A 22,493-nucleotide genomic window follows, 5' to 3' on the forward strand; every position below is an offset into this window, starting at 1 on the left:
GGTGTCGGGGGCGGCGCGAGCGGCTCGCCCAGCGGCTCCAGGCTCAGCGTGCTGGCCGCCTGCACGGGCGGCGCGGCCGCTGGCGCGGGGCGGGGCGGCATGGCGTCGGCCGGTGCCAGTGCCAGCACCTGGTCGTAGGCTTCGGACGGCTTTTCCAGCTCCTCGTCGGGCAGGCTGTTCTGCTTGGCGCGCTCGGCTTTCTTGAGCGCCTGCATCAGCAAGCTCATGGGAAATCTCCCTGTACGCGCGCCTGCGGCTGCACGGCGGCAGGCGCGCCTTCCGTGTAGGGCTGGCTGTTGAGCGGCGCCTGGCCCGGCAGCAGGTAGCGGTAGTCGCGGTAGTCGCCGTCGATGCTGGCATCCTTGACCACCACGGGGCGCATGAAGATCACCAGTTCCGTCTTGCTGTTGGTTTCGTTGCGATAAGTAAATAAATTGCCCACCAGAGGCAGGCTGGACAGGCCGGGCACGCCATCCTTGGCATTGTCGATGGAGTCTTGCATGAGGCCGCCCATCACGGCAATCTGGCCATTGCCCACCTTCATGATCGATTCCAGCTCGCGCGCCTGGATCACGGGCACGCGGCTGACCACGCTGGCCGTGGCCAGGGCGGGATTCGGATCCTGCACGTAGCCGACGATGCGCGTGATGGTGGGGCGCACGTTGAGCGTGACTTCGTCGCTGTCGGAAATCTGCGGCGTGACGCTCATGACGAAGCCGACGGGCACCGTTTCCAGCTTCGACTCGTAGGTGGCGGGCGTGGTGATGGTGCCCGTCGAGCTGATCACGGCGGGCGTGACCTTGATGGTAAAGAAGACATTGTTGTCGACCACCTTCAGCATGGCCGTCTGATTGTTGAGCACGCTGATCTTCGGACTGGACAGCACTTTCACCTTGCCGAACGATTCGAGCAGCTGGATGGTGGTGCTGAAACTGTCCTTGAGGTAATTGAGCACGAAGATGCCGGGCGTGGCGCCGGGCGTGACGCCGCTGCTGAGCGGTGACGTGCCCACCTGCTTCTGCGTCAGGCTCAGGCTGCCCGTCAGGCGCGACCAGTTGATGCCCTGCTGGTATTCGTTGCTCAGGCGTACTTCGATGATGGTCGCCTCGATCAGCACTTGCCGCTTGGCGCTGTGCAGCACGACGTCGAGGAATTCGGCGATCTTTTCATGCTGGCGCCCCGTGGCGCGCACGGCGATCAGGCCGCCTTCGACGTTGACCACCACCGAGGAGGGACTGCCCTTGTTGGCCAGTTTCAGCAGCGGCATGCCGTTTGCGTCCAGCGGCTGGGCCGGTGTCGCGCTGCCCTGCTGCTGGCCCGGCGCGTACTGGCCGCCGGCCTGGCCGCCCGTCTGCATGGGCGGCTGGCTGCCGTATTGGCTGCCGTACTGGCTGTTCTGGCCGCCATATTGCCCCGCACCGGCCGGCGCCTGCGCATAGCTGCCCGGGTTCTGCGCCTGCCCTGGTTGTCCCTGCGCATTGCCCTGCGCGTTCGTCAGTTGCTGGTTCAGCTGCGCCAGCGGGTCCACCTGGGGATCGTTGAGCGTGGTTTCGCGCAGCAGGTCGCGGATATTTTTTTCCAGGCTGTACCAGAAATTATTTTCCGAACGATTCACCACCAGGGTGGTCGAATTGTTATTGCCATTGCTGCCGCTGCCCTGGCTGCTCCCGTTCGGGTTGATGGCGTTGCTGCCGCCGCCCGCCGTGGAAATCTGCGTGGCGATATTGACGCTGCTGTTGGTGCTGCGCGCCATGTTGACGTAATCGACCTTGTAATTGCGCCACACGGGCGCATCCGGCAGCACGAGCAGGTTCTTGCCATCGATTTCGTAGCGCATATCGACTTGCTTGCTGATACGCGCCAGCAGTTGCGGCAGGGTCTGGTTCAGCGCATTCAGGGTCACGCTGCCTTCGACCTGCGGGTGGATGTCCACGTTCATGCCCGCGTCGCGGGCCAGTGCGAACAGCAGCGACTGCACGGGCACCTTGTGCACGGTGACGCTGTAGGTTTCGGCCTTGGCGGCGGGCACAGGCGCGGCCAGCACGCTGCTTTGCTGCACCGGCTCGGGGATGGCGCCGGCCGGGCGCGGCGCTTCATTCAGGTGACCGGGCGACAGGGGCATTTGATGCGAAGCACAGCCCGCGAGCAGGGCGCCGCAGGCAAGGGTGACGCAAGAGGCCAGCACAGGAATAGGGTGTTGAGTCATGAAAAGTTCGCCCTTGGAGTCGTGTTGTGCTTTTGCAATTTTAACCACCATGATCCTCTAAAAGCAATCGTCTGTGCAGGCCCGGAAGGGAATAAGGAGAAATAAAATCGGGGCTGGCCACGTCAGGGTTTTTCCCCGACGAGGGATTTCATTTCCGTGCGGATATTGTCTATGTTGCTCAGCAATATTTTCTGCGGCGACGCGCTGGCCAGCCGCGCCTGCACGGCCTCGGCGCTGGCCCGGTCGGCAAAGCTGCCATACACGAAGACCAGCTGGCTGGCCGCGCCCGTGCTGGCTGCCTCTGGCTGCGTTGCGCCGGGCGCAGCGGCAGTCAGGCCGGCGGGCACGGAGCCGGGCAGGCGAAAGACGTGCAGCTCGCGCAGGCCAATGGCTTGCTGCGCCTGCTGCAGGAATGCTTCGGCGGCGGCCGTTTCGCCGGCCGGCAGGCTGGCGACGTGCAGGGTCAGCTGCCGTGCCCCTTGCTGCGCCAGCCAGCTGCGCGAGGCGGCCAGGCTGCTGTCGAGCAGCGGCGTGGGCGCGGCGGGGCGTGGCTTGGGCGGCGCGGGCGGCACCTGCATGGCGGCGGCAGCGCTGGCCCGCTTGGCCCCAGCGGCCAATGCCGGCGCCGGGGCCGTTCCTGCGGCAGGCGCCGCCATGTCCATGGAGGGCGGCGGCGTCGCGGCGGCCCGGCCCGGTGCCAGCCATTGCCACAGCAGGGCGGCCGCCAGGAGCAGCATCAGTGTGACGAGGGCGGCGGCCAGCGGCTTGCCCGCATGCCATGGTGCAGGGCGGAAGGGGCTGTCGGCGATGGCCAGGCGCAAATGGCGCGCCGCGACCTGCCCGGCGTCCTCAGCGTAGGCGGCCAGCAGGGCCTTGTCGGCGAGGATATTGATCCGCCGCACGATGCCCTGCGAGGCGCGGGCCAGCAGGCGCAGCGCCGCCGGCGTGAAGACGAGGGGCGTCGCGCGGCCCGCCGCAGCCAAGCGGCAGGCCAGATAGTCGTTCAGCAATGCCGGCGGCAGGCGCGGCACCGTCAGGCTGTGCGTGATGCGCTCCTTCAGTTGCCGCAGCCGGGGCAGGTCCAGCGTGTGCTGCAGTTCCGGCTGGCCGAACAGCACGATCTGCAGCAGCTTGTGGCGGGCCGTTTCCAGGTTCGTCAGCAGGCGCAGCGCTTCCAGGGTCTGCGCCGGCATGGCTTGCGCTTCCTCGGCCAGCAGCAGCACCTGGCGGCCCGCCGCATGCCGGTTGATGAGTTCGGCATGCACGGCGCGCAGCACGGCGTCGGCGCGCATCCCGTCGGCTTGCAGGCCCAGTTCGGCCGCGATGGCATACGGCACGTCTTCCGGCGCGAGGACGGGATTGAGCAGGTACAGCACGTCGACGCGGGGCGGCAGCCGCTCGGCCAGCATGCGGCACAGCATGGTCTTGCCGCTGCCCACTTCGCCCGTCAGCTTGACGATGCCTTCGCCCTCAGTGACGGCGTACAGCAGCGCGTCGAGCAGGTCGCCGCGCGTGTTGCCGGGATAAAAGAAAGCCGGGTCCGGCGTGATGCCGAAAGGCGCCGCGCGCAAGCCGAAGTGGCGCAAGTACATGCCGTGCGGGGAAGGCGCATGGGGCGTGTCCGATGCGGGGCGTGCGCGGGTCTGGGTGGCGCTGTTCATGTCGCGATGCAATTCAAGAATGCCTGCTCCAGGCTGGCATCGGCCGCGCCGCCGTGGCGCGCGCGGCATTCGGCGGGCGTGCCTGTAAACAGCAGGCGGCCCTGGTGCAGGATGGCCATGCGGTCGCACAGCTCGTCCACGTCGGCCAGCGCATGCGAGGTGAACAAGGCGCCGCGGCCCTGCGCCTGCGCCTGGCGCAGCACCTGCTTGAATTGCGCGCGCGCCTTCGGGTCGAGTCCGCTCATCGGTTCGTCCAGCACCAACTGGCGCTTGCCCGACAGCCAGCAGGCGGCCAGGCCCAGTTTCTGCATCATGCCCTTGGAATACGTGCGCGCGGGACGGCGCAGGGCTGCCGGCGCCAGTTCCAGCGCCGCCAGGATGTGCTGCACGGCCTGGTCATCGTGGCGCACATTGTGCAAGCTCAACAGATAGCGCAGGAAATCATCGCCCGTCAGGTAGTACGGCGCCTGGAAACGTTCCGGCAGGAACGACAGAGGCTGGCGCGCCCCGGCGTGCCGGTGCGGCTGGCCGAAGATGGCGATGCCGCCCCGTTCCGGCGTGCAGAAATCGAACAGGCACTTGAGCAGGGTGGTCTTGCCCGCGCCATTCACGCCCACCAGGCCGAACAGTTCCCCCGCCCGCACCTGCAGGTCGACGCCGCGCAGGACGGCGATGCCATCCAGCTGTTTGTGCACGTTGTGAAACTCGATGGCGCAGGCGTTCATGGTGGCAGGCAGGGGCGAAATGGGCGGTGGACGACTGCCATTATTGTCATGCGTACTGGTGCGCGGCAAGTGTTTCCTTGTACAGTGTCGAAATGCACAAAAATCAAGCAATGGAATATATTTTCTTTAAGAAACAACAGGTTCTGGAATAAAATACTCACGCGCGCCGCTGGCGTGCGTCGTCTGTCGAATTTGTCGAGGAGTAAGCATGGCAAGGCCAGAGAAAGTCCGGCTCGGTGAAATTTTGGTGCAGCAGAAACTGCTGACGGAAGAACAGTTGGGCCAGGCCTTGACGGAGCAGAAGCGTTCGGGACGCAAGCTGGGACGGGTTTTCGTCGAGCACGGTTTTGTCACGGAAGAGCAGATTTCGGGCGCGCTGGCGCGCCAGCTCGACATTCCCTACATCAACCTGAAGTTTTTCAACATCAATCCCGAGCTGGTGCGGCTGCTGCCGGAAACCCAGGCGCGGCGCTTCCGCGCGCTGGTGCTGGAAGACCGGCGCGAAGGCTTGCTGGTCGGCATGTCCGATCCCACCGACCTGTTCGCGTACGATGAAATCTCGCGCCTGGTCAGGCGCCAGGTGGAACTGGCCGTCGTCAACGAGACGGAAGTGTTGGCCGCCATCGACCGCATCTACCGCCGCACGGAAGACATTTCCACCCTGACGCGCGAGCTGGAACAGGACCTGGGCGACGTTTCCGTCGATTTCGGCGCGCTGGCCGTCAATCCGGGCCTGGAAGAGGCGCCCATCGTCAAGCTGCTGCAATCCGTGTTCGAGGATGCCACGCAGGTGCGCGCCTCCGACCTCCACATCGAGCCGCAGGAAGGCCGGCTGCAGATCCGCTTCCGCATCGACGGCGTGCTGCACCTGCAGACCGAGGCCGACATCAAGATCGCCAGCTCGCTGGCGCTGCGTTTAAAACTGATGTCGGACCTGGACATTTCCGAGAAGCGCCTGCCGCAGGATGGCCGCTTCGCCATCCGCGTGAAAAACCAGCGCATCGACGTGCGTATTTCCACCATGCCGACGCAGTACGGCGAATCGGTGGTGATGCGGCTGCTGAACCAGGGCGGCACGACCCTGCGCCTGGATGCCATCGGCATGCCGCCCGCGCTGGTGGCGCAGTTCCGCGCCATCGTCAGCCGGCCGAACGGCCTCGTGCTGGTGACGGGACCGACCGGCAGCGGCAAGACGACGACCCTGTACTGCGCCTTGTCCGAACTCAATTCCGTGGAAAAAAAGCTCATCACGGTGGAAGACCCCGTCGAGTACCGCTTGCCCGGCATTAACCAGGTGCAAGTCAATGACAAGATCGAGCTCAATTTTGCCCGCGTGCTGCGCTCGGCCCTGCGGCAAGACCCGGACATCGTGCTGGTGGGCGAGATGCGCGACCAGGAAACGGCGCAGATCGGCCTGCGCGCCGCCATGACGGGCCATCTGGTGCTGTCGACCCTGCACACGAACGACGCCATCAGCACGCCGCTGCGCCTGATGGACATGGGCGTGCCCCGCTACATGGTGGGCAGCTCGCTGCAGGCCGTGCTGGCGCAGCGCCTCGTGCGCGTCATCTGCGAAAGCTGCAGCACGCCGTACGCGCCCACGCCGAACGAATACGAATGGCTGCGCCTGGAACTGGGCGAGCTGGTCGAGCGCAACCAGTATTTCCACGGCAAGGGCTGCTCGCACTGCAACGGCATGGGCTACCGGGGCCGCACGGGCGTGTACGAATTGCTGGAAATTACGCGCGCCGTGGCCGACGCGGCCAACCATGCCGATCCGTCCCACTTCATGAAGGTGGCGTCAGCGCAGATGGCGGGCGAAACCTTGCGCCGCCACGCCGTGCAACTGGTGGTCCAGGGCCGCACGACGGTGATGGAAGCGATGCGCATCAGCAACCAGAGCGAGGATTGAGGTGCCGTTCTTCGCTTACAAGGCGCGCAACGCCAATGGCGAGCTGCTGACCGGCGTGATGGAAGGGGCCGACAGCGGCGCCGTGGCCGACCAGCTGATGGCGGGCGGCATCACGCCCGTCGACATCAGCGCCACCCGGCAGACGGTGACGGGCGCCGGCGCCAGCCAGCTGAGCTGGTGGGACAAGCTGACGGAGAAGAAGGTCACGCCCATGGACGTGCAGCTGTTCAGCCGCCAGCTGTACACCCTGCTCAAGGCGGGCGTGCCCATCATGCGCGGCCTGGCCGGCCTGCAGGAGTCCGCCATCAGCCCCGCCTTTGGCCGCATCATCAAGGACGTGCGCGAGTCGCTCGATGCGGGGCGCGAACTGTCGGCCGCCATGGCGCGCCATCCCACGGTGTTTACGCCGTTCTACCTGTCGATGGTGCGCGTGGGCGAGATGACGGGGCGCCTCGACGACGTCTTCCTGCGCCTGTTCGACCACCTGGAATTCGACCGCGACATGCGCGCCCGCGTGAAATCGGCCACGCGCTACCCCACCTTCGTCCTGTTCGCCATGATCGCGGCCATGGTGGTCGTCAATATCTTCGTCATTCCCCAGTTCGAGAAGGTGTTTGCCAGCTTCCACGCCGAACTGCCCCTGATGACGCGCATCCTGATCGGCACGTCGCGCTTCACCATCGACTACTGGCCGCTGATGCTGATGCTGGCCGCGGGCGCCTTCTTCGGCTGGCGCGCCTGGCTGGGCACGAAGGATGGCCGCTTCAAGTGGGACCGCGCCAAGCTGCGCATGCCCATCGCCGGCAAGATCGTCCTGAAGGGCACGATGGCCCGTTTCGCGCGCAGCTTCGCCCTGTCGAGCAGCAGCGGCGTGCCCATCGTGCAGGCGCTGACGGTGGTGTCGCAGACGGTCGACAACACTTACCTGTGCTCGCGCGTGGAACAGATGCGCGACGGCGTCGAGCGGGGCGAGAGCATCTTGCGCACCTCGGTGGCGGCGAACGTGTTTACGCCCGTGGTGCTGCAGATGATCGCCGTGGGCGAGGAATCGGGCTCGCTCGACGACCTGATGGACGAGATCGCGCAGATGTACGAGCGCGAAGTCGATTATGAGCTGAAGACGCTGTCGGCGCAGATCGAGCCGATACTCATCGTCTTCCTCGGCGTCATGGTGCTGGTGCTGGCGCTGGGCATCTTCCTGCCGATCTGGGACCTGGGCAAGGCGGCCCTGCATTGATGCCGCCCCGCCGCCGCCAGCACGGCTATACCCTGTTCGAGCTGGCGGTGGTGGCGTGCGTGTTCGCCATCCTGGTGACGGTGTTCCTCACCCGGGTTGCGTATTATCAGCACGAGGCGGAGCGCGTGACCGTGGCACAGACCCTGGGCAGCCTGCGCACGGGATTGCGCGTCAAGGCCCTGCAGCTGCACCTGGAAGGCCGGCGCGCGCAACTGCCCGCGCTGGCGCGGCAAAACCCCTTCGGCTGGCTGGCGGAAACACCGCCCAATTACCTGGGAGAATTTTACGGCCCGGAGCTGGAAAAACTCCCGGCAGGCAATTGGCTGTATGACAGAAAAGAACAAAAAGTCATCTATTTGTTAAGTAATGGCAATATTTTTTCCAGGACGAGGGTTGATGCAGTGAAATTTAAGGTAATCTTGCCGGGTGCAGACGCCGATGTGGAAAAGCTCGCCCAGGAACCAGATATTGTGGTGTGGAAAATGCCGGACTCGGTCGCCAACTGAGTGCCGCGCAGCGATGGTTTGATGTGTTGGTTTCATGTTTTTATATTGATTTTGGAGAGCTGGTATGAACAAATCCTTACGTAATCTGAAGAGCGGCGCGCAGGGCGGTTTCACCCTGATCGAACTGGTGGTCGTCATCGTCATCCTGGGCATTCTGGCGGCAACGGCGATCCCGCGTTTTACCGATCTGTCGGCTGACGCGCGCGTCGCCAAGATGCAGGCCGCTGCCGGTGCCGTGCGTGCCGGCTCGGCCATGTACCATGCGCAGTGGCTGGTCAGCGGCTCGCCCGCCGACGGCACCACCGTGAACATGGAAGGCGTGGGCGTGCGCGGCGTGGCCGGCTATCCGGCCGGCACGACGGACGGCATCGTCGTGGCTGCGGGCGGCCTGAACGACTATGTCGCCGTGCCAGCCGGCGGCGTCGTGACGATCACCCCGGACGCCGGTCACGCTGCCTGCGTGCTGACCTACACCCAGGCCGTGGCCGCCGTTGCGCCCGCCACGGCTGCCACGCCGCCCGTTATCAACGCGGATGCCTTGACGCAGGCAAACTGCCGCTGATGCCGACATCGCCTGCGGCGCGCCGGCAGCATGGCGCGCTCCAGGCCGGATGGCAGATGCGTCAATCCAGCCCAACGCCAGGCATGCGCCGGTTGGGCTTTTTTACGGGCCTTCCATTGCTGCGACCATCGTTTTCCATCGTGTCTCCCGAATTGCGCCGCCCCGCCGCCCTGCGCAGGCGGGCGCGCGGCTTCACCATCATCGAACTGATCACCGTGCTGGTGCTGGCCGCCATCCTTGCCGCAGTGGCAGGCGCGAGGTTTTTCCAGCGCGAAACATTTGATGCGCGCAGCCTGGCCGACCAGGCCGTCGGCATGCTGCGCTATGCGCAAAAGCTGGCTATCGCGCAAAACCGCCCCGTGTACGTGCGCCTCGATGGCAAGAGCGTCGCCGTGTGCTTCACGGCCGCCTGCGACACGCCCGCCAGCCGCGTCGTGCCGCCGGCCGGCGGCAACGGGGGCGGCAAGTACACGCTGCAGTATTGCGCCGGGCAGAGCAACTGGCTGTGCGTGGGGCGTCCCGATGCGCTCACGCTGACCAGCGGAGCGGCCGGGTTTTTCTTCGACCCGCTGGGCCGTCCCTATTACACGGCCTTTGGCGACTTTGCCGCCGCGCTGGCCCTCAACGTGGGCGGCGGCGGCCAGCAATACACGATCCTTGTCGAAGCGGAGACCGGCTATGTGCACCGCTAGGCGCCTTGCGGCCCGGCGCGCGCAGGCCGGCGTGACCCTGGTCGAGGTGGTGATCTTCATCGTCATCGTCTCCGTGGCCGTGATCGGCATCCTGGGCGTGCTGTCCTGGACCAGCAACAACAGTGCCGATCCGCAATTGCGCAAGCAGGCGCTGGTCATCGCCGAAGGCATGCTCGATGAAATCGAGGCGGCCCGCTTCACCTTTTGCGCGCTGAACGACCCGGCGGCGGCCACGGCAACGAGTCCGGCCGGCTGCACCACGGGGCCGGCGGCGCGCGGCACGCGGCCCTACGACCAGGTCAGCGATTATGCCCAGGCGGCCGCCTACACGACGGACGCGGCCGGCAATGCCTTTCCGGCCGGCTATGGCGCCGTCGTGACGGTCACGCCTGCCGCCCTGAATGGCATTGCCGCCAGCGAATCGCTGCAGATCCGCGTCGCCGTCGCCTTCCGCGGCCAGCCGCAGGTGGTGCTCGACGGCTACCGCACGCGCTACGCGCCGAACAGCATTCCATGATGGCGACGCTTTCCCGGCGCCGCGCGCGCGGCTTTACTCTCGTCGAACTGGTGATCGTGATCGTCATCACGGGCATCGTCGGCGCCATGGTGGCCATGTTCATCCGCCTGCCCGTGCAGGGTTATATCGACGCGAATGCGCGCGCCGCGCTGGCTGACCTGGCGGACACGGCCACGCGCCGCATGGCGCGCGACATCCGCCTGGCCCTGCCCAACAGCGTGCGCGTGACGGGCAACGGCCGCTACCTGGAATTGCTTCTGACCAAGTCGGGCGGCCGCTACCTGGCCGAGGACGATCCGCCCGGCCTGGGCCCCGTGCTGGCCTTCGACCCGGGCACGCCGGTGGCCAATCCGCTGCAATTTACCATCGTCGGCGCGCCGCCGGCCAACAGCGGCGGCACCGTGCAAGCCGTCGCGGCGGGCGACTTCATCGCCGTCTACAACCTGGGCATCAATCTGCCCGACGCCTACAGCTGCGCCAGCGGCCCGCAAGGCTGCAACCTGGCCAGGGTCGCGGCCGTCAATGGCAGCACGGTCACCCTGGAGAGCAATCCCTTCCTGGCGCAGGCGGTGCCCCAGCCTTCGCCGACGCGCCGCTTCCAGGTCGTCACCACGCCCGTCACCTATGTCTGCGACCCGGCCAGCCGCACCTTGCGCCGCTATTCCCGCTATGCGATCGCGGCGCTGCAGCCGGCCGATACCGCTGCCACGCCCCTCGCGGGTGCCGGCGTGCAAGCCCTGCTGGCGGACCAGGTGCAGTCCTGCCTGTTCAGCTACAGCGCGCTGGCGAACCAGCAGCGGGGGCTCGTCTCCGTCATGCTGCAGCTGGGGGCGACGGGCAGCAATACGGGCACTGTGACCCTGGTGCAACAAGTACAGGTGAATAACACGCCATGAAAGCATTGCCTCCGTCCCCGCGCCGCGCGCGCGGCTTCAGCCTGGTCACGGCCATCTTCCTGCTGGTGGTGCTGGCGGGCCTCGGCGTGGCCATGACCAGCGTATTTACCATGCAGCAGGTGGAGTCGGCGCTCGACGTGCAGGGCGCGCGGGCCGACCAGGCCGCGCGCGCGGGCATCGAGTGGGCCGTCTACCAGCGCCTGATCAACGGGCAATGCGCCGCCGCCCAGTCGTTTGCCTTGCCTGCCGGCACTTCGCTGTCACCGTTTACCGTCACCGTGCAATGCCAGCTGGCGACCGGGCCGGGCAGCCTGCGGACCTGGACCCTGACGGCCACTGCCTGCAACCAGCCGGGCGGCGGCGCCTGCCCGAATCCGCAGAATAATGCCGACTATGTGCAGCGGCGCATACAGGCGGTGTTGTCGGATTGAACGGAGCCGGTCAAGCGGCGCAAAAATAAATCGGCAAACCGCTGTTTTTACACGGAAAAGTTGACGTGATGAATTAAAATTGGTCTGATGCATTATCTGCGCGACAAGATCGTGACAGGCACTTACATGGATTGGTCGCATGGGTTTATTCGCTAGAGCAAAAAAATATGATGGATGGCTGGCGACGGCATTTGCCAGCGATGGCGTGAGCGCGGCCACCGTCACGCGCGTGGCCGACGGCAAGCCGGTCGTCCGTGGCGTGGCTTTCCAGCCCGCGCCGCGGCCCGCGGGCGCCGATGTGCTGGAAAAGCTGGGCAAGCAGCTGCAGGCGCCGTCCTGGCGCTGCACCAGCCTGCTGGCGGCGGGCGAATACCAGTTGCTGGCGCTGGAAGCGCCGGCCGTGCCGCCCGAGGAGCGCAAGACGGCCGTGGGCTGGCGCCTGAAGGACATGCTGGACTTTCCCCTGGCCGAAGCCACCATAGACGTGATCGATATTCCCGGCGACCCGAATGGCGTGGCGCGCGGCGGCAGCGTCTTCGCCGTCGCCGCGCGCGACAGCGCCGTGTCGCGGCGCCAGGCGCTGTATGCCGACTGCAAGATCGCCCTGGCGGCCATCGATATACCGGAGATGGCGCAGCGCAATATCGCCACCTTGCTGGAAACCCCGGGACGGGGCCTGGCCATGCTCAGCTTTGACGCCGACGGAGGCTTGCTGACAATGAGCCATAACGGCGAGCTGTACCAGGCGCGCCGCATCGACGTCACCCTGGCGCAGCTGCGCGAAGCGGACGCCAGCGCCTTCCATGACCGCATCACCCTGGAACTGCAGCGCTCGTTCGACCACTTCGACCGCCAGTTCCACTATATTTCCGTGGCGCGCCTGCTGCTGGCGGCCGGCGGCGCCGACGGCTTGCACGGCTACCTGGCTGACAACCTGTACATGCCGGTGGAATTGCTGGACCTGGCCACCGTCTTCGATTTCTCGGCCGTGCCGGAATTGCTGGACGCGGGCGCGCAGGCGCGCTACTTCCAGGTGCTGGGCGCGGCCTTGCGCGAAGAAGGGAAGGGCGCATGAGCCAGCAAATCAACCTGTTCAATCCCAAGTTTGAAAAGAAGGCGCACCGCGTCTCCGCCGCCACCTCGGCCCAGGCGCTGGGCCTGCTGGCCGTGGGCCTGGCGGCGCTCGCCTGGTTCGGCCAGCGCCAGGTCGCCGGCCTGCAGGGTGAAGAGGCGGCCGTGAAGGCGCAGCTGAAGCAGCGTGAAGCGCGCCGCGACAAGGTGCTGCAGGATTTTCCGCCGCGCCGCAAGGACCCCGCGCTGGAAGGCCGGCTGGCCGGCGCCGAGGCGGACCGCGCCTCGCTGCGCCATGCGGCCGACGTGCTGGCCAGCGGCAACCTGGGCAATACGCGCGGCTATGCCGCCTATTTCCGCGCCTTTGCGCAGGCGAAGGTCGATGGCGTGTGGCTGACGGGCGTCAGCATCGTCGGTGCGGGCAATGAGATGGGCTTGCAGGGCAATGCCCTGCACCCGTCCCAGGTGCCTGCCTACATCGCCAGCCTGGGACGGCAGGAAGTACTCAAGGGCAAGACTTTCGCCAGCCTCGATATCGGCCAGCCCGACACGCCCCCGGCCGAGCCCGGAAAAGCGGCCGCGCCGCCCCCGTACGTGCGCTTCAGCCTGCAGTCCTCGGCCGTCGCGGCAGCCGCGGCAGCGGAAGGAGCGCGCCGATGAAACAGCAGTGGAAGCAATGGGCCGACAAGTTCGACGCCCTGACCCTGCGCGAGCGCGTCATGGTGTTTGCCGCCTGCGCGCTGGCGCTCGTGTTCTGCGGCTATTTCATGGTGCTCGAACCGCTGCTCAGCCGGCATGCCCTGCTCACGGCCAGCATTGCGCAACACCGGGGCCTGGCGACCGGCGTGGACAGGGAAATCGTCCTGCTCGTCGAGGCGAGCCAGAACGACCCGGACCAGGCCGCCCGCGCCCGCCTGCAGGTGCTGCTGGCGGAAACGGCAAAGCTGAAGGACGGGCTGCGGCACATGCAAAGCGGCCTGGTGGCGCCCGAGCGCATGCTGCAGCTGCTGGAAAGCCTGCTGCGCCAGCATGCGCGCCTGCGCCTGGTGTCGATGAAGACCCTGCCTGCCGGCGTGGTGGGCGAGGCGCCTGCCGCCGCACCTGCATCCGCCCCCGCGCCCGCATCCCCCACGGCGGCGGCCGGCGCGCCCGCCGCCAAGCCCCAGCCTGCCGCCCAGGTCCTGCACCGCCATGGCGTGGAAGTGGTGGTGGAAGGTTCTTATCCCGATATGGTGAACTATATGCAAGCGCTGCAAACGATGCCGACCCAGGTCTTCTGGGGCAAGGCGCGGCTGGAGGCCGATGCCTATCCCGTGGCGCGCCTGACCCTGACCCTGTACACCCTGGGCCTGGACGATACATGGATGGCCCTGTGATGCCCGCGCTGCGCCATGCCGCCGCGCTGCTCCTGCTGGGCTTGACGGTGGGCGGCGCCCGGGCGCAAGCTCTCGACGATCCCACGCGTCCGCCGGCCGCGCTGCACGCGCCGCAGGCTGGCGTGCCGGCGGCGCCGGCGCGACCCCGGCTGGAGTCGGTCTTGATTTCCCGCAAACCGGGCGGCCGCCGCATCGCCGTCATCGACGGGCAGATCGTGCGTCCCGGCAGCAAGGTAGGCAATGCCGTGGTGGTGGAGATCCGGGACACGGCCGTGATATTACGAAAAGGTAAGTCACTGGAAACAGTCAAGCTCTATCCGAGCAGCAAGACGGAACGGAAATGAAAACATGCTTATGAACAAAGACAAGTCGAACGGCGGAGCTGCAATGATTCGTATCAGCAAGATGGCGGCCATCATCGGCGTCAGCGTGGGCCTGGGCGCCTGCAACGTCGCCCCCGTCAAGCGCGATACCTACAATGCGATCACCGATGCCGTCAAGGGCGCGGCGGCCACCACCACGCCGGCGTCCCAGCCCGATGCCGTGGAAGCGGCCCTGCTGCCGCCCGTGGCGGCCCTGGCGCAGCAGCTGCCGAAGGCCCGCGCCGCGCTCGACGAACGCTTCAACGTGGCCTTCAACAACGTGCCGGCGCGCCAGTTCTTCACCTCCATCGTGGCCGGCACGCGCTACAACATGCTCGTCCACCCCGACATCGGCGGCACGATTTCCGCCAATCTGAAGGATGTCACCTTGTTCCAGGCGCTCGATGCCGTGCGCGAACTGTATGGCTACGACTACAAGGTCGAAGGCACGCAGATCTACATCAAGCCCCTGACCATGCAGACGCGCTTGTTCCACGTCAACTACCTGACGGGCGCGCGCAAGGGCAGTTCCAACCTGCGCGTGTCGTCGACCTCGGTCGCGTCCGTGGGACCGACCGTGTCGGGCGGCACGGGCAGCAACGGCAGCAACAGCAATAGCAACAGCATGCAGAACGCGGGCGGCCTCGTGCCGGGCGAAGACAGCAGCAACCTCACCACCACCTCGAACGCGGATTTCTGGCGCGAACTGAAGCTGTCGCTCGAAGCCATCGTCGGCAGCACCGAAGGCGGGCGGCAGGTGGTGCTCAGCCCACAGTCGGGCGTGATCGTCATCCGCGCCATGCCGGAAGAGCTGCGCAATGTCGACATGTACCTGAAGGCCACGCAATTGTCCGTCGACCGGCAAGTCATCCTGGAAGCGAAAATCCTCGAAGTGCAGCTCAACGACAACTTCCAGACGGGCATCAACTGGGCATCGTTCGCCTCCATCAAGAGCGGCCACACGAACCGCATCTCGACGGGCTTCATCCAGCCGGGCGGCACCCTGGCGCCGCTGCCCTTCAACGGCGGCCAGCCGCCCAACATGACGAACGGCAGCGGCCTGACGGCCAGCAGCGGCTTTGGCCTCAGTTCGGCGGCCACGTCGGCCGGCTCCATGTTCGGCCTGGCTTTCCAGACGGCCAACTTCGCCGCCATGATTTCCTTCCTGGAATCGCAGGGCACCGTGCACGTGCTGTCGAGTCCGCGCATCGCCACCATGAACAACCAGAAGGCCGTGCTGAAGATCGGCACGGACGAGTTTTACGTGACGGGCGTGTCGACCACCACCAACACCACTTCCAGCGGCGCCACCACCAGCCCCAACGTGACCCTGCAGCCCTTCTTTTCCGGCGTGGTGCTGGACGTGACGCCGCAGATCGATGCCGACGGCAACATCATCCTGCACGTGCATCCTTCCGTCAGCCAGGTCACCACCGTCAACAAGGAAGTGGACCTGGGCAGCGCCGGTTCGCTCAAGCTGCCGCTGGCCGCTTCCAGCACGTCCGAGATGGACAGCATGGTGCGCAGCCAGGACGGGCGCATCGTCGCCATCGGCGGCCTGATGCGCCAGGCGACGACGTCGGACCGCTCGCAGGTGCCGGGCGCGGGCGACATCCCCGTGCTGGGCGCGCTGTTCCGCAACACGGGGCAGGTGATCCAGAAGCGCGAGCTGGTGGTGCTGATCAAGCCCACCATCGTCGATGGCGCCAACAGCTGGAACGAGGACTTGCTCGATTCGGGCAAGCGCATCGAGGCGCTCGACCCGCGCCGTCCGTCGGAGCGGCGCTAAATGTACCAGGCCCATTTCGGCTTGCGCGAGGCGCCGTTCGGCCTCACGCCCGATACCAGTTTCTTCTTCAACGGCCCGCAGTCGCAGAAGGCGCTCAACACCCTGCTGGTGGCGGCGCGCAATGGCGAGGGCTTCATCAAGATCACCGGCGAAGTGGGCACCGGGAAAACTTTTCTTTGCCGCAAGTTCATGCAGTCGCTGGGGCCGGATTTCGTCACGGCCTACATCCCGAATCCGAACCTGTCGCCCCGTTCGCTGATCCTCGCCCTGGCCGAGGATCTCGATGTGCTGCTGGAAAAGGATATTGAGCAGCATCAATTGCTCAAGTCCCTCAACCTGCGCCTGCTCAACCTGGCGGCGCAGGGCAAGCGCGTGCTGCTGTGCCTGGATGAAGCCCAGGCCATGCCCGTCGAGAGCCTCGAAGCGCTGCGCCTGCTGACGAACCTGGAAACGGAAAAGCGCAAGCTGCTGCAGATCGTGCTGTTCGGCCAGCCGGAGCTGGACGTCAAGCTGGCCCTGCCGGAAATCCGCCAGCTGGCGCAGCGCATCACCTTTCACTATCACCTGGGGCCGCTGTCGCGCGACGACGTGGATTTCTATGTGGCCCACCGCCTGCGCGTGGCCGGCTTCGACGGCGCGCGCCTGTTCAGCCGCGGCGGCGTGGCCCGCCTGTACACGGCTTCCGGCGGCATCCCCCGTCTGATCAACATCATGGCGCACAAGGCGCTGATGGTGGCGTACGGCGAAGGCCGGCAGCAGGTCAGCGCCCGCCACGTGGCCCTGGCGGCCAGCGATACCGTGGCCAGCCAGGCCAGCTTCTGGCGCCGCCCCTGGCCGTGGCTGGCGGGCGCCGGCGTGCTGGCCGCCGCCTGCGGCGCAGGCTGGACTTTATTGAACCGATGACGAATGATGAGCCTGTAGATGAGCCTGATTAACAAGATGTTGCAAGACCTCGATGCGCGCGGTACCCCCGAGGGGCGCGCGGACGCGGACGGCATCCGCTCCGTGCCCGAGCGCGAGCGGGGCGTGTCCCGCGCGCTCGTCTTCGGCGGCGCGGCCGGCCTGACGGCGGCGGCCATCGCCTTGGGCTGGGTCTACCTGAAGCGTCCGGCCGTGCCGCCCGTGCTCGTGAGCGTGGCCAGCACGCCGGCGCCCGCCGCACCTGTCCCGGCACCTGTGCCTGCACCTGCGGTGGTGGCACCCGCCGTTCCCGCGCCCGTGCCGGAAGCGGAACCCGTGTTCCAGGCCGTAGCGGCGCCCGCTGCCGCCAGGGCGCGGCCTGCCGAATTGCGCCGCATCACGACACCCGCCGCCCAGCCTGCCGCCGCCCCCGTGCCGAAGACGGCGCCCGCCGCCAGCGAACGCGTCGTGGACGGCAAGCAGGTCACGCCCCAGCAGCGCGTGGAAAATGCCTATCGGCGGGCGCTGGGCCAGCTGGAAGACGGCCGCGTGTCCGAGGCCCTGGCCGGCTTGCAGCAGACCCTGCAGCTCGACCCGCGCCACCAGGGCGCGCGCGAAACCCTGGTGCGCCTGCTGCTGGAAGCGCAGCGCCCGGACGAGGCGGCCCGCCAGTTGCAACTGAGCCTGGCACTGGACCCGAAACAGCCGGCGCAAGCCATGATGCTGGCCCGCTTGCAGCTGGACAAGACCAACGGCGGCCCGGCGGCGCTCGATACCCTGATGCGCAGCCTGCCCTATGCCGCCGACAATGGCGATTACCGCGCCTTCCTGGCCGGCGTGCTGCAGCGCGAACAGCGCTACCGCGAAGCGGCCGAGCAATACCAGCTGGCCCTGCAGGCGGCGCCCGACAACAGCGTCTGGTGGATGGGGCTGGGCATCGCCTTGCAAGCCGACAACCACCCGGCCCAGGCGCGCCAGGCCTATGAGCGGGCCAAGGGCTTGCAGACCCTGTCGCCCCAATTGCAGGCGTTTGTCGAGCGCAAGCTGGTGCAGCTGGCGGCGGTCAAGTAAGCGGCGGCCGGGTGCGGACGCTCCATCCCGACAGGGGACGATGATGAAACTTCAACTGCTGGGTGCCACGCTGCTGGCATCCGCCTGTGCCGCCGCGGCGGCGAATGGCGTGGCGCCGGTGCATTTTTCCGGCAAGATCGTCAGTGCGGCGAACGCGCGGTCGCGGCCCGCGGCGACGATAGTGCCCCGGCCGATCGAGGACGCGGCCCATGTCGATGCGCGCCGCTACGGCATGGGGCTGTCCTCGCTTGCGCAGAACCTGGCCGTCATGGCGCCCGCGCCGCAGCGGGAAGCGGCCCGCCCTGCGGCCAATGGACGCGTTTGACTTGCCGCAAGGCCGCACGCGCGCCAGCCCTCCCGGCGTGCCGCGCCTGCAATCACGGGCGCTGAAGTGCTACACTGGACATTCACTCCTGGAGGCAGGGCATGGCGAAATGGCAACGATTGTGGGTAGGGTGTGTCGCGGGGCTGGCGTTCGCCGGGCCGGCGGGTGCGGCGTCCGAGGCGCCGCCCGTCTGGAGCCTGGCCTCCTCGCTGGCGGGCTTGCCTTTGGAGATCAGTAAATATTTGGTCGACAAGACGGCGCTGTCGGACCAGGGCGGCTTGTTCAATGACAGCTGCGTGATCGGCTCCGACGTGCCGTCCAGGCGCTTCGTGATCGGTGCCGTGGGCAACGGCGAAACCATCGTGGCCATCGAGCACGGCGGCCGCGCCAGGGGCATCGACACGGTGGCGTTTCGCCAGGAGGGGCAGCACTGGCAAGCCGTGGAGCAGGGAAAGGTGGCGTATGGCGTGACCCTGCTGACGACGAAGATCCTGGTGCAGCAGCACCGGCAATCGGCGGCCCCCGTGCAGTCCTACTGAGCAACGGCCTGGCGTCAGAACAGCTCGTCGAGCAGCAAGTGAAAGCGCTGCCTGCGCCGGTCCGGCGCGGGCAGGCCATAGCGCGCGAAAAGCCTGTCCTGCAGCCCGGCGCCAAATTCGCCCAGGCAGTTCCACAGGATGGCCAGGTCCTGGTAGCGGTCGGCCACGCCGGCGCGGCCGACATCGATGCAGCCGACGACCTGGCCTGCATGCAGGAGCAGGTTATCCAGAGAAAAATCCCCATGCGTGACCACGGGGTCGGGCGCGAGGGGCAGGCAGTCCTGCATCGCCTGCCATACCCGTTCCGCCGTCCAGCCCTCGCGTTCCGCATCAAAATCATCGGTATCGACGAGGCCCGCGTCGATGCGCTGGCGCGCCAGACGTAGCCTGGAGTCATGCCCGCTGTCGAAGGGGCAGGCGCTCGCGGGGATGGCATGCAGGCGGCGCAAGAAGGCCGCGAGCGCATCGACGACGGCGGGACCTTGCCCCGGGTCCGCCTGCAGCACCTGGTACGCCGTTTTTCCCGGCATGGCCGTCATCAGCAGCCATGCCTGGTCCGCTGTCCGGGTGAACTGTTCGACGGCCGGCACGGGCAGGTGATGCCGCAGCCAACGCAGCCGCGCCATTTCGTCCGCCAGCATGCCGGCGACGTCATTCCGGCCATGTTTCAGGAACAGCTCCGGCGCGCCGGGCCGGCCATGCAGGCGGTAGACGGCCGCGCCCGATTCGCCGACGGTGTCGCGCGCCCATTGATATCCGTCAAGGCGCAGGGACAGGGCGGGTGGCAAGGGTGCCGGTGCAGTGCGGCGTTCGCGTCTGGAGGCGGTCATTGCTGCGTTTCCCCGCGCCTGCGCCTACAGCCGCGCCTCGTCGCCCCACACGTGCCGCATGCTGAAATGCAGGCCCGCATCATCCTCGTGCAGTGACGAAACAATGGCGAAGCGGCTGTCGGCCGTGTCGCGCGGGGCCAGCTGGGCCAGCTCGGCGGCGGCCAGCGGGGCGCCCAGCGGGTCGCTCAGCGGGTGCACGTGGGCGGCGCCCCGTTGCGTGACGACGCCCAGCTCGCCGCTGCGCAGGCGGACCAGGGTGCCGGGTGGATACTTGCCCAGCAGCTTGACGAATTGTTCGCCCAGCAGCGGATCGATGGGCACGCCCTGGTCGAGGAAGATGTGCTGCAGCGCCTGGTCGGGCAGGATGGAGCGGCGGTAGTTGCGCGCCGAGACGCGCGCGCAATAGCGGTCGGCAAGGCCGATCAGCTTGGCGTTTTGCAGGATTTCATCGGCCGTGCGCCCCTGCGGATAGCCGCTGCCGTCGTCGTTTTCATGGTGCAGCAGCACGCAGCTGAGCCATTCCTCGTCGTCGACGCCGGCGCAGCGCAAGAGCTCCTCGCTTTCCTGCGGATGCTGGCGCACGATGCGCATTTCCTCGTCGTTCAGGGGGCCGCGGCGGTCCTGGAAGCTGTCGTGGTGGCGCAGCATACCCACGTTCATGGTCAGTGCGGCGGCGCCGATCAGCAGCAGCTCGTCGTGGGGCTTGTGCATGCTGCGGCCCACGAGCATGGCCAGCAGCGCCGTTTCGATGCAGTGGCGCACGGCATAGCTGCCGGCGATCTGGTTGAGCAGGATGCTGGCCAGGGCGATGTCGGCATCGTGTTCGAGCGCGCGCAGCAGTTCGCGGGCGATGTCGCGCACGTCGCGCTCGGCATTGCTTTCGCTGCGCAAGTCCAGCAGCAGCCGGTCCAGGCGCTGCGCCGCCTCATTGAGCAGGCGCAGGACGGACGGCTGGTCTGGCGCGCCCACGTACAGGCCCAGCTGCATGAGCCGTCCCAGCTGGGCGCCGTCCGTGATGATCTGGCCCTTGCGTAGTTGCGGGCCGGCACTATGGTCCGCCAGGAACAGATCCCAGGGCAGGGGTTCGCCGGGAACCAGGTCGGCCGGGCCGATGCGACGCTGTACCATGCTGTCATCCTTTGCCCCGCCGGGGCGGAGCCATGCTCGGTGTTCGGTTAAATGCTGCGCAGGCGCTCCAGCGCCAGGCGCAAGGTGTCATCCTGCTTGGCAAAGCAGAAGCGCACGATGCCCGATTCCTTGCCCTGCGCATAGAACGCGGAGACGGGAATGGCGGCCACCTTGATTTCCGCCGTCAGCCATTCGGCGAACTGCGCTTCGGTCTGGTGCGAAATGGCATCGTAGCGCACGCACTGGAAATACGTGCCGTCGGCCGGCAGCAGGGTAAAGCGGCTGCCCGCCAGGCCGTCGCGGAACAGGTCGCGCTTGCGCTGGTAAAACGCGGGCAAGTCCAGGTAGGGCTGCGGCTCGGCCATGTAGCCGGCGATGCCGTGCTGCATGGGCGTGTTGACGGTAAATACGTTGTACTGGTGCACCTTGCGAAATTCGGCCGTCAGGGGTGCCGGTGCCGCCACATAGCCCACTTTCCAGCCTGTCACGTGATAGGTCTTGCCGAAACTGGAGACGATGAAGCTGCGCGCCGCCAGTTCCGCATTGCGCGCGAGCGATTCATGGCGCACGCCGTCGTACACCATGTGTTCGTAGACTTCGTCGGACAGGATGAGGATTTGCGTGCCGCGCACGATATCGGCCAGCGCGGCGATGTCGGCCGGGCGCAGGATGGTGCCCGTCGGATTGTGCGGCGTATTGATGATGATCAAGCGCGTCTTGCTGCTGACGGCGGCGGCCAGCTTGTCCCACGGCACGCTGTAGCCGGACTCCGTTACCTCCATGGACACCAGCACGGGTACGCCGCCGGCCAGCGCGATGGCGGGCAGGTAGCTGTCGTAGGCCGGTTCGATGACGATGACTTCGTCGCCCGGGTGCACGCAGCACAGGATTGCCGTGGTGAGCGCCTGCGTGGCGCCGGCCGTGACGGTGATTTCCGTGCCCGCATCGTAGGCGTGGCCGTACAGGCTGGCGATCTTCGCGGCGATGGCTTCGCGCAGGGGCGCGGCGCCCGTCATCATCGGATACTGGTTGTGGCCGGCGCGCATGGCGCCGCTGACGAGCTCGACCAGGGCCGGGTCGCAATCGAAGTCGGGAAAGCCCTGGCCCAGGTTGACGGCGCCGTGCTGGGCCGCCAGGCTGGACATGCGGGTAAACACGGTGGTGCCCACGAGAGGCAAGCGGCTGGTCAGGGTGGGAGTCAGGTGGGGCAGGGACGGGCTGTTCATGAACGGTAGGAGCGCGGTGCGGAAAGTGGAATCGTTTCCCATTCTAGCGCAGCGCGTGGCGTTCCGTGCAGCCCTCGATGGCTCAGCCCGGCAAGGCCCAGCCTTCCGGCACCATGATCTTGAACATGCCGGCCTTGGCCGTCTTGCGGGCCAGTTTCAGCAGGGCCTTGTCCTTGGTGATGAGGATGTCGGCATTGGCGTCGCGCGCCAGTTCGAGGAATTTCTGGTCATCCTTGTCCGTGCAGACGGGCAGGCGCACGCCGGAGATGGGCGGTGCCACCACCGTGATGTGGGCGTCGAAACGGGCGGCGGCGACGGCGCGGCTGGCTTCATCGAGCGGCAAATGCTTGTAATGCAGCACGACCAGATATTCCGCGCGGCAATCTTCGCGCGTGATGGCGTGCACGGCGCCGCTTTCCATGGCCGCCAGCAGGCCCGCCCAGCGGGGGTCGTTGAAGACGAACAGGTCGAGGCAGACGTTGGTGTCGAGGACGAGTTTTTGTGGAGCAGGTATCATGTCGGCAATTCTAT

At 66.9% G+C, this 22,493-nt stretch carries 24 protein-coding genes and 1 pseudogene; 17 read left to right on the forward strand and 8 right to left on the reverse strand.

The window, feature by feature from the left end:
• From AC07VL_RS26105 to AC07VL_RS26120, 4 genes and pseudogenes are all read right to left on the reverse strand, one after another.
• Positions 1-227, reverse strand: a pseudogene (locus AC07VL_RS26105) (tetratricopeptide repeat protein); the annotation flags it as partial.
• Positions 224-2,206: a type II secretion system protein GspD gene (locus AC07VL_RS26110; RefSeq protein WP_494808429.1), complete on the reverse strand. Its 1,983-nt coding sequence runs from the start codon at positions 2,204-2,206 to the stop codon at positions 224-226. The pseudogene AC07VL_RS26105 and the gene AC07VL_RS26110, both read right to left, overlap by 4 nt.
• A 122-nt stretch (positions 2,207-2,328) precedes the next feature.
• Positions 2,329-3,867, reverse strand: coding sequence for an ExeA family protein (locus AC07VL_RS26115; protein ID WP_494808430.1), 1,539 nt, complete (start codon positions 3,865-3,867; stop codon positions 2,329-2,331).
• A complete protein-coding gene (locus AC07VL_RS26120) occupies positions 3,864-4,661 on the reverse strand; it encodes an ABC transporter ATP-binding protein (protein ID WP_494808431.1) in 798 nt (265 codons plus the stop codon). Before AC07VL_RS26120 ends, AC07VL_RS26115 begins: the two co-directional genes overlap by 4 nt.
• Positions 4,662-4,800: 139 nt before the next feature.
• Here AC07VL_RS26120 and AC07VL_RS26125 point away from each other — a divergent pair, with 139 nt between their 5' ends.
• The 17 genes from AC07VL_RS26125 to AC07VL_RS26205 all read left to right on the forward strand — a co-directional run bounded on the left by AC07VL_RS26125 (position 4,801) and on the right by AC07VL_RS26205 (position 18,778).
• Positions 4,801-6,504, forward strand: coding sequence for a GspE/PulE family protein (locus AC07VL_RS26125; RefSeq protein WP_494808432.1), 1,704 nt, complete (start codon positions 4,801-4,803; stop codon positions 6,502-6,504).
• A gap of 1 nt (position 6,505) precedes the next feature.
• A complete protein-coding gene (locus AC07VL_RS26130) occupies positions 6,506-7,741 on the forward strand; it encodes a type II secretion system F family protein (RefSeq protein WP_494808433.1) in 1,236 nt (411 codons plus the stop codon).
• Entirely contained in the window at positions 7,738-8,247 is a 510-nt protein-coding gene (locus AC07VL_RS26135) for a type II secretion system protein (protein ID WP_494808434.1), read from the forward strand. Before AC07VL_RS26130 ends, AC07VL_RS26135 begins: the two co-directional genes overlap by 4 nt.
• Positions 8,248-8,311: 64 nt before the next feature.
• Positions 8,312-8,809, forward strand: coding sequence for a pilin (locus AC07VL_RS26140; protein ID WP_494808435.1), 498 nt, complete (start codon positions 8,312-8,314; stop codon positions 8,807-8,809).
• A 56-nt stretch (positions 8,810-8,865) separates the two neighbouring features.
• On the forward strand, positions 8,866-9,501 hold the full coding sequence (locus tag AC07VL_RS26145; RefSeq protein WP_494808436.1) for a prepilin-type N-terminal cleavage/methylation domain-containing protein: 636 nt from the start codon (positions 8,866-8,868) through the stop codon (positions 9,499-9,501).
• The gene (locus AC07VL_RS26150) at positions 9,488-10,018 is read left to right on the forward strand and encodes a prepilin-type N-terminal cleavage/methylation domain-containing protein (RefSeq protein WP_492964133.1); all 531 of its coding nucleotides are present in this window, start codon (positions 9,488-9,490) and stop codon (positions 10,016-10,018) included. Before AC07VL_RS26145 ends, AC07VL_RS26150 begins: the two co-directional genes overlap by 14 nt.
• The gene (locus tag AC07VL_RS26155) at positions 10,015-10,914 is read left to right on the forward strand and encodes a prepilin-type N-terminal cleavage/methylation domain-containing protein (RefSeq protein WP_494808437.1); all 900 of its coding nucleotides are present in this window, start codon (positions 10,015-10,017) and stop codon (positions 10,912-10,914) included. The genes AC07VL_RS26150 and AC07VL_RS26155 overlap by 4 nt, the downstream gene beginning before the upstream one ends.
• Positions 10,911-11,345, forward strand: a complete 435-nt coding sequence (locus AC07VL_RS26160) for a pilus assembly PilX family protein (RefSeq protein ID WP_494808438.1) — start codon at positions 10,911-10,913, stop codon at positions 11,343-11,345. Before AC07VL_RS26155 ends, AC07VL_RS26160 begins: the two co-directional genes overlap by 4 nt.
• A gap of 139 nt (positions 11,346-11,484) precedes the next feature.
• Positions 11,485-12,420: a type IV pilus biogenesis protein PilM gene (gene pilM, locus AC07VL_RS26165; RefSeq protein ID WP_494808439.1), complete on the forward strand. Its 936-nt coding sequence runs from the start codon at positions 11,485-11,487 to the stop codon at positions 12,418-12,420.
• Entirely contained in the window at positions 12,417-13,076 is a 660-nt protein-coding gene (locus AC07VL_RS26170; protein WP_494808440.1) for a PilN domain-containing protein, read from the forward strand. The genes pilM and AC07VL_RS26170 overlap by 4 nt, the downstream gene beginning before the upstream one ends.
• A complete protein-coding gene (locus AC07VL_RS26175) occupies positions 13,073-13,792 on the forward strand; it encodes a type II secretion system protein M (protein ID WP_494808441.1) in 720 nt (239 codons plus the stop codon). The genes AC07VL_RS26170 and AC07VL_RS26175 overlap by 4 nt, the downstream gene beginning before the upstream one ends.
• Positions 13,777-14,136, forward strand: coding sequence for an MSHA biogenesis protein MshK (locus tag AC07VL_RS26180; protein WP_494808442.1), 360 nt, complete (start codon positions 13,777-13,779; stop codon positions 14,134-14,136). Before AC07VL_RS26175 ends, AC07VL_RS26180 begins: the two co-directional genes overlap by 16 nt.
• Positions 14,137-14,140: 4 nt before the next feature.
• Positions 14,141-15,943 carry a pilus (MSHA type) biogenesis protein MshL gene (gene mshL / locus AC07VL_RS26185; protein ID WP_494808443.1) on the forward strand — a complete coding sequence of 601 codons (1,803 nt, stop codon included), beginning with the start codon at positions 14,141-14,143 and terminating at the stop codon, positions 15,941-15,943.
• Complete coding sequence (locus AC07VL_RS26190; protein WP_494808444.1) at positions 15,944-16,846, forward strand: ExeA family protein; 903 nt, start codon at positions 15,944-15,946, stop codon at positions 16,844-16,846.
• Positions 16,847-16,864: 18 nt separating this feature from the next.
• Positions 16,865-17,914 (forward strand): tetratricopeptide repeat protein, encoded by a 1,050-nt coding sequence (locus tag AC07VL_RS26195; RefSeq protein WP_494808445.1) that lies wholly within the window; start codon positions 16,865-16,867, stop codon positions 17,912-17,914.
• 40 nt (positions 17,915-17,954) lie between these two features.
• Positions 17,955-18,239, forward strand: coding sequence for a hypothetical protein (locus AC07VL_RS26200; RefSeq protein WP_494808446.1), 285 nt, complete (start codon positions 17,955-17,957; stop codon positions 18,237-18,239).
• A gap of 101 nt (positions 18,240-18,340) precedes the next feature.
• Entirely contained in the window at positions 18,341-18,778 is a 438-nt protein-coding gene (locus tag AC07VL_RS26205) for a hypothetical protein (protein ID WP_494808447.1), read from the forward strand.
• 14 nt (positions 18,779-18,792) lie between these two features.
• Here AC07VL_RS26205 and AC07VL_RS26210 read toward each other — a convergent pair whose 3' ends face one another.
• From AC07VL_RS26210 to AC07VL_RS26225, 4 genes are all read right to left on the reverse strand, one after another.
• Positions 18,793-19,608 (reverse strand): APH(3')-I family aminoglycoside O-phosphotransferase, encoded by an 816-nt coding sequence (locus tag AC07VL_RS26210; protein WP_494808448.1) that lies wholly within the window; start codon positions 19,606-19,608, stop codon positions 18,793-18,795.
• A 24-nt stretch (positions 19,609-19,632) separates the two neighbouring features.
• On the reverse strand, positions 19,633-20,736 hold the full coding sequence (locus AC07VL_RS26215) for an HD-GYP domain-containing protein (RefSeq protein WP_494808449.1): 1,104 nt from the start codon (positions 20,734-20,736) through the stop codon (positions 19,633-19,635).
• Positions 20,737-20,783: 47 nt separating this feature from the next.
• A complete protein-coding gene (locus AC07VL_RS26220) occupies positions 20,784-21,962 on the reverse strand; it encodes a pyridoxal phosphate-dependent aminotransferase (RefSeq protein ID WP_494808480.1) in 1,179 nt (392 codons plus the stop codon).
• 82 nt (positions 21,963-22,044) lie between these two features.
• Positions 22,045-22,479 carry a putative toxin-antitoxin system toxin component, PIN family gene (locus AC07VL_RS26225; RefSeq protein ID WP_494808450.1) on the reverse strand — a complete coding sequence of 145 codons (435 nt, stop codon included), beginning with the start codon at positions 22,477-22,479 and terminating at the stop codon, positions 22,045-22,047.
• Positions 22,480-22,493: the final 14 nt, after the last annotated feature.

Source organism: Janthinobacterium sp. GW821-FHT03C08 (genome assembly GCF_059420905.1).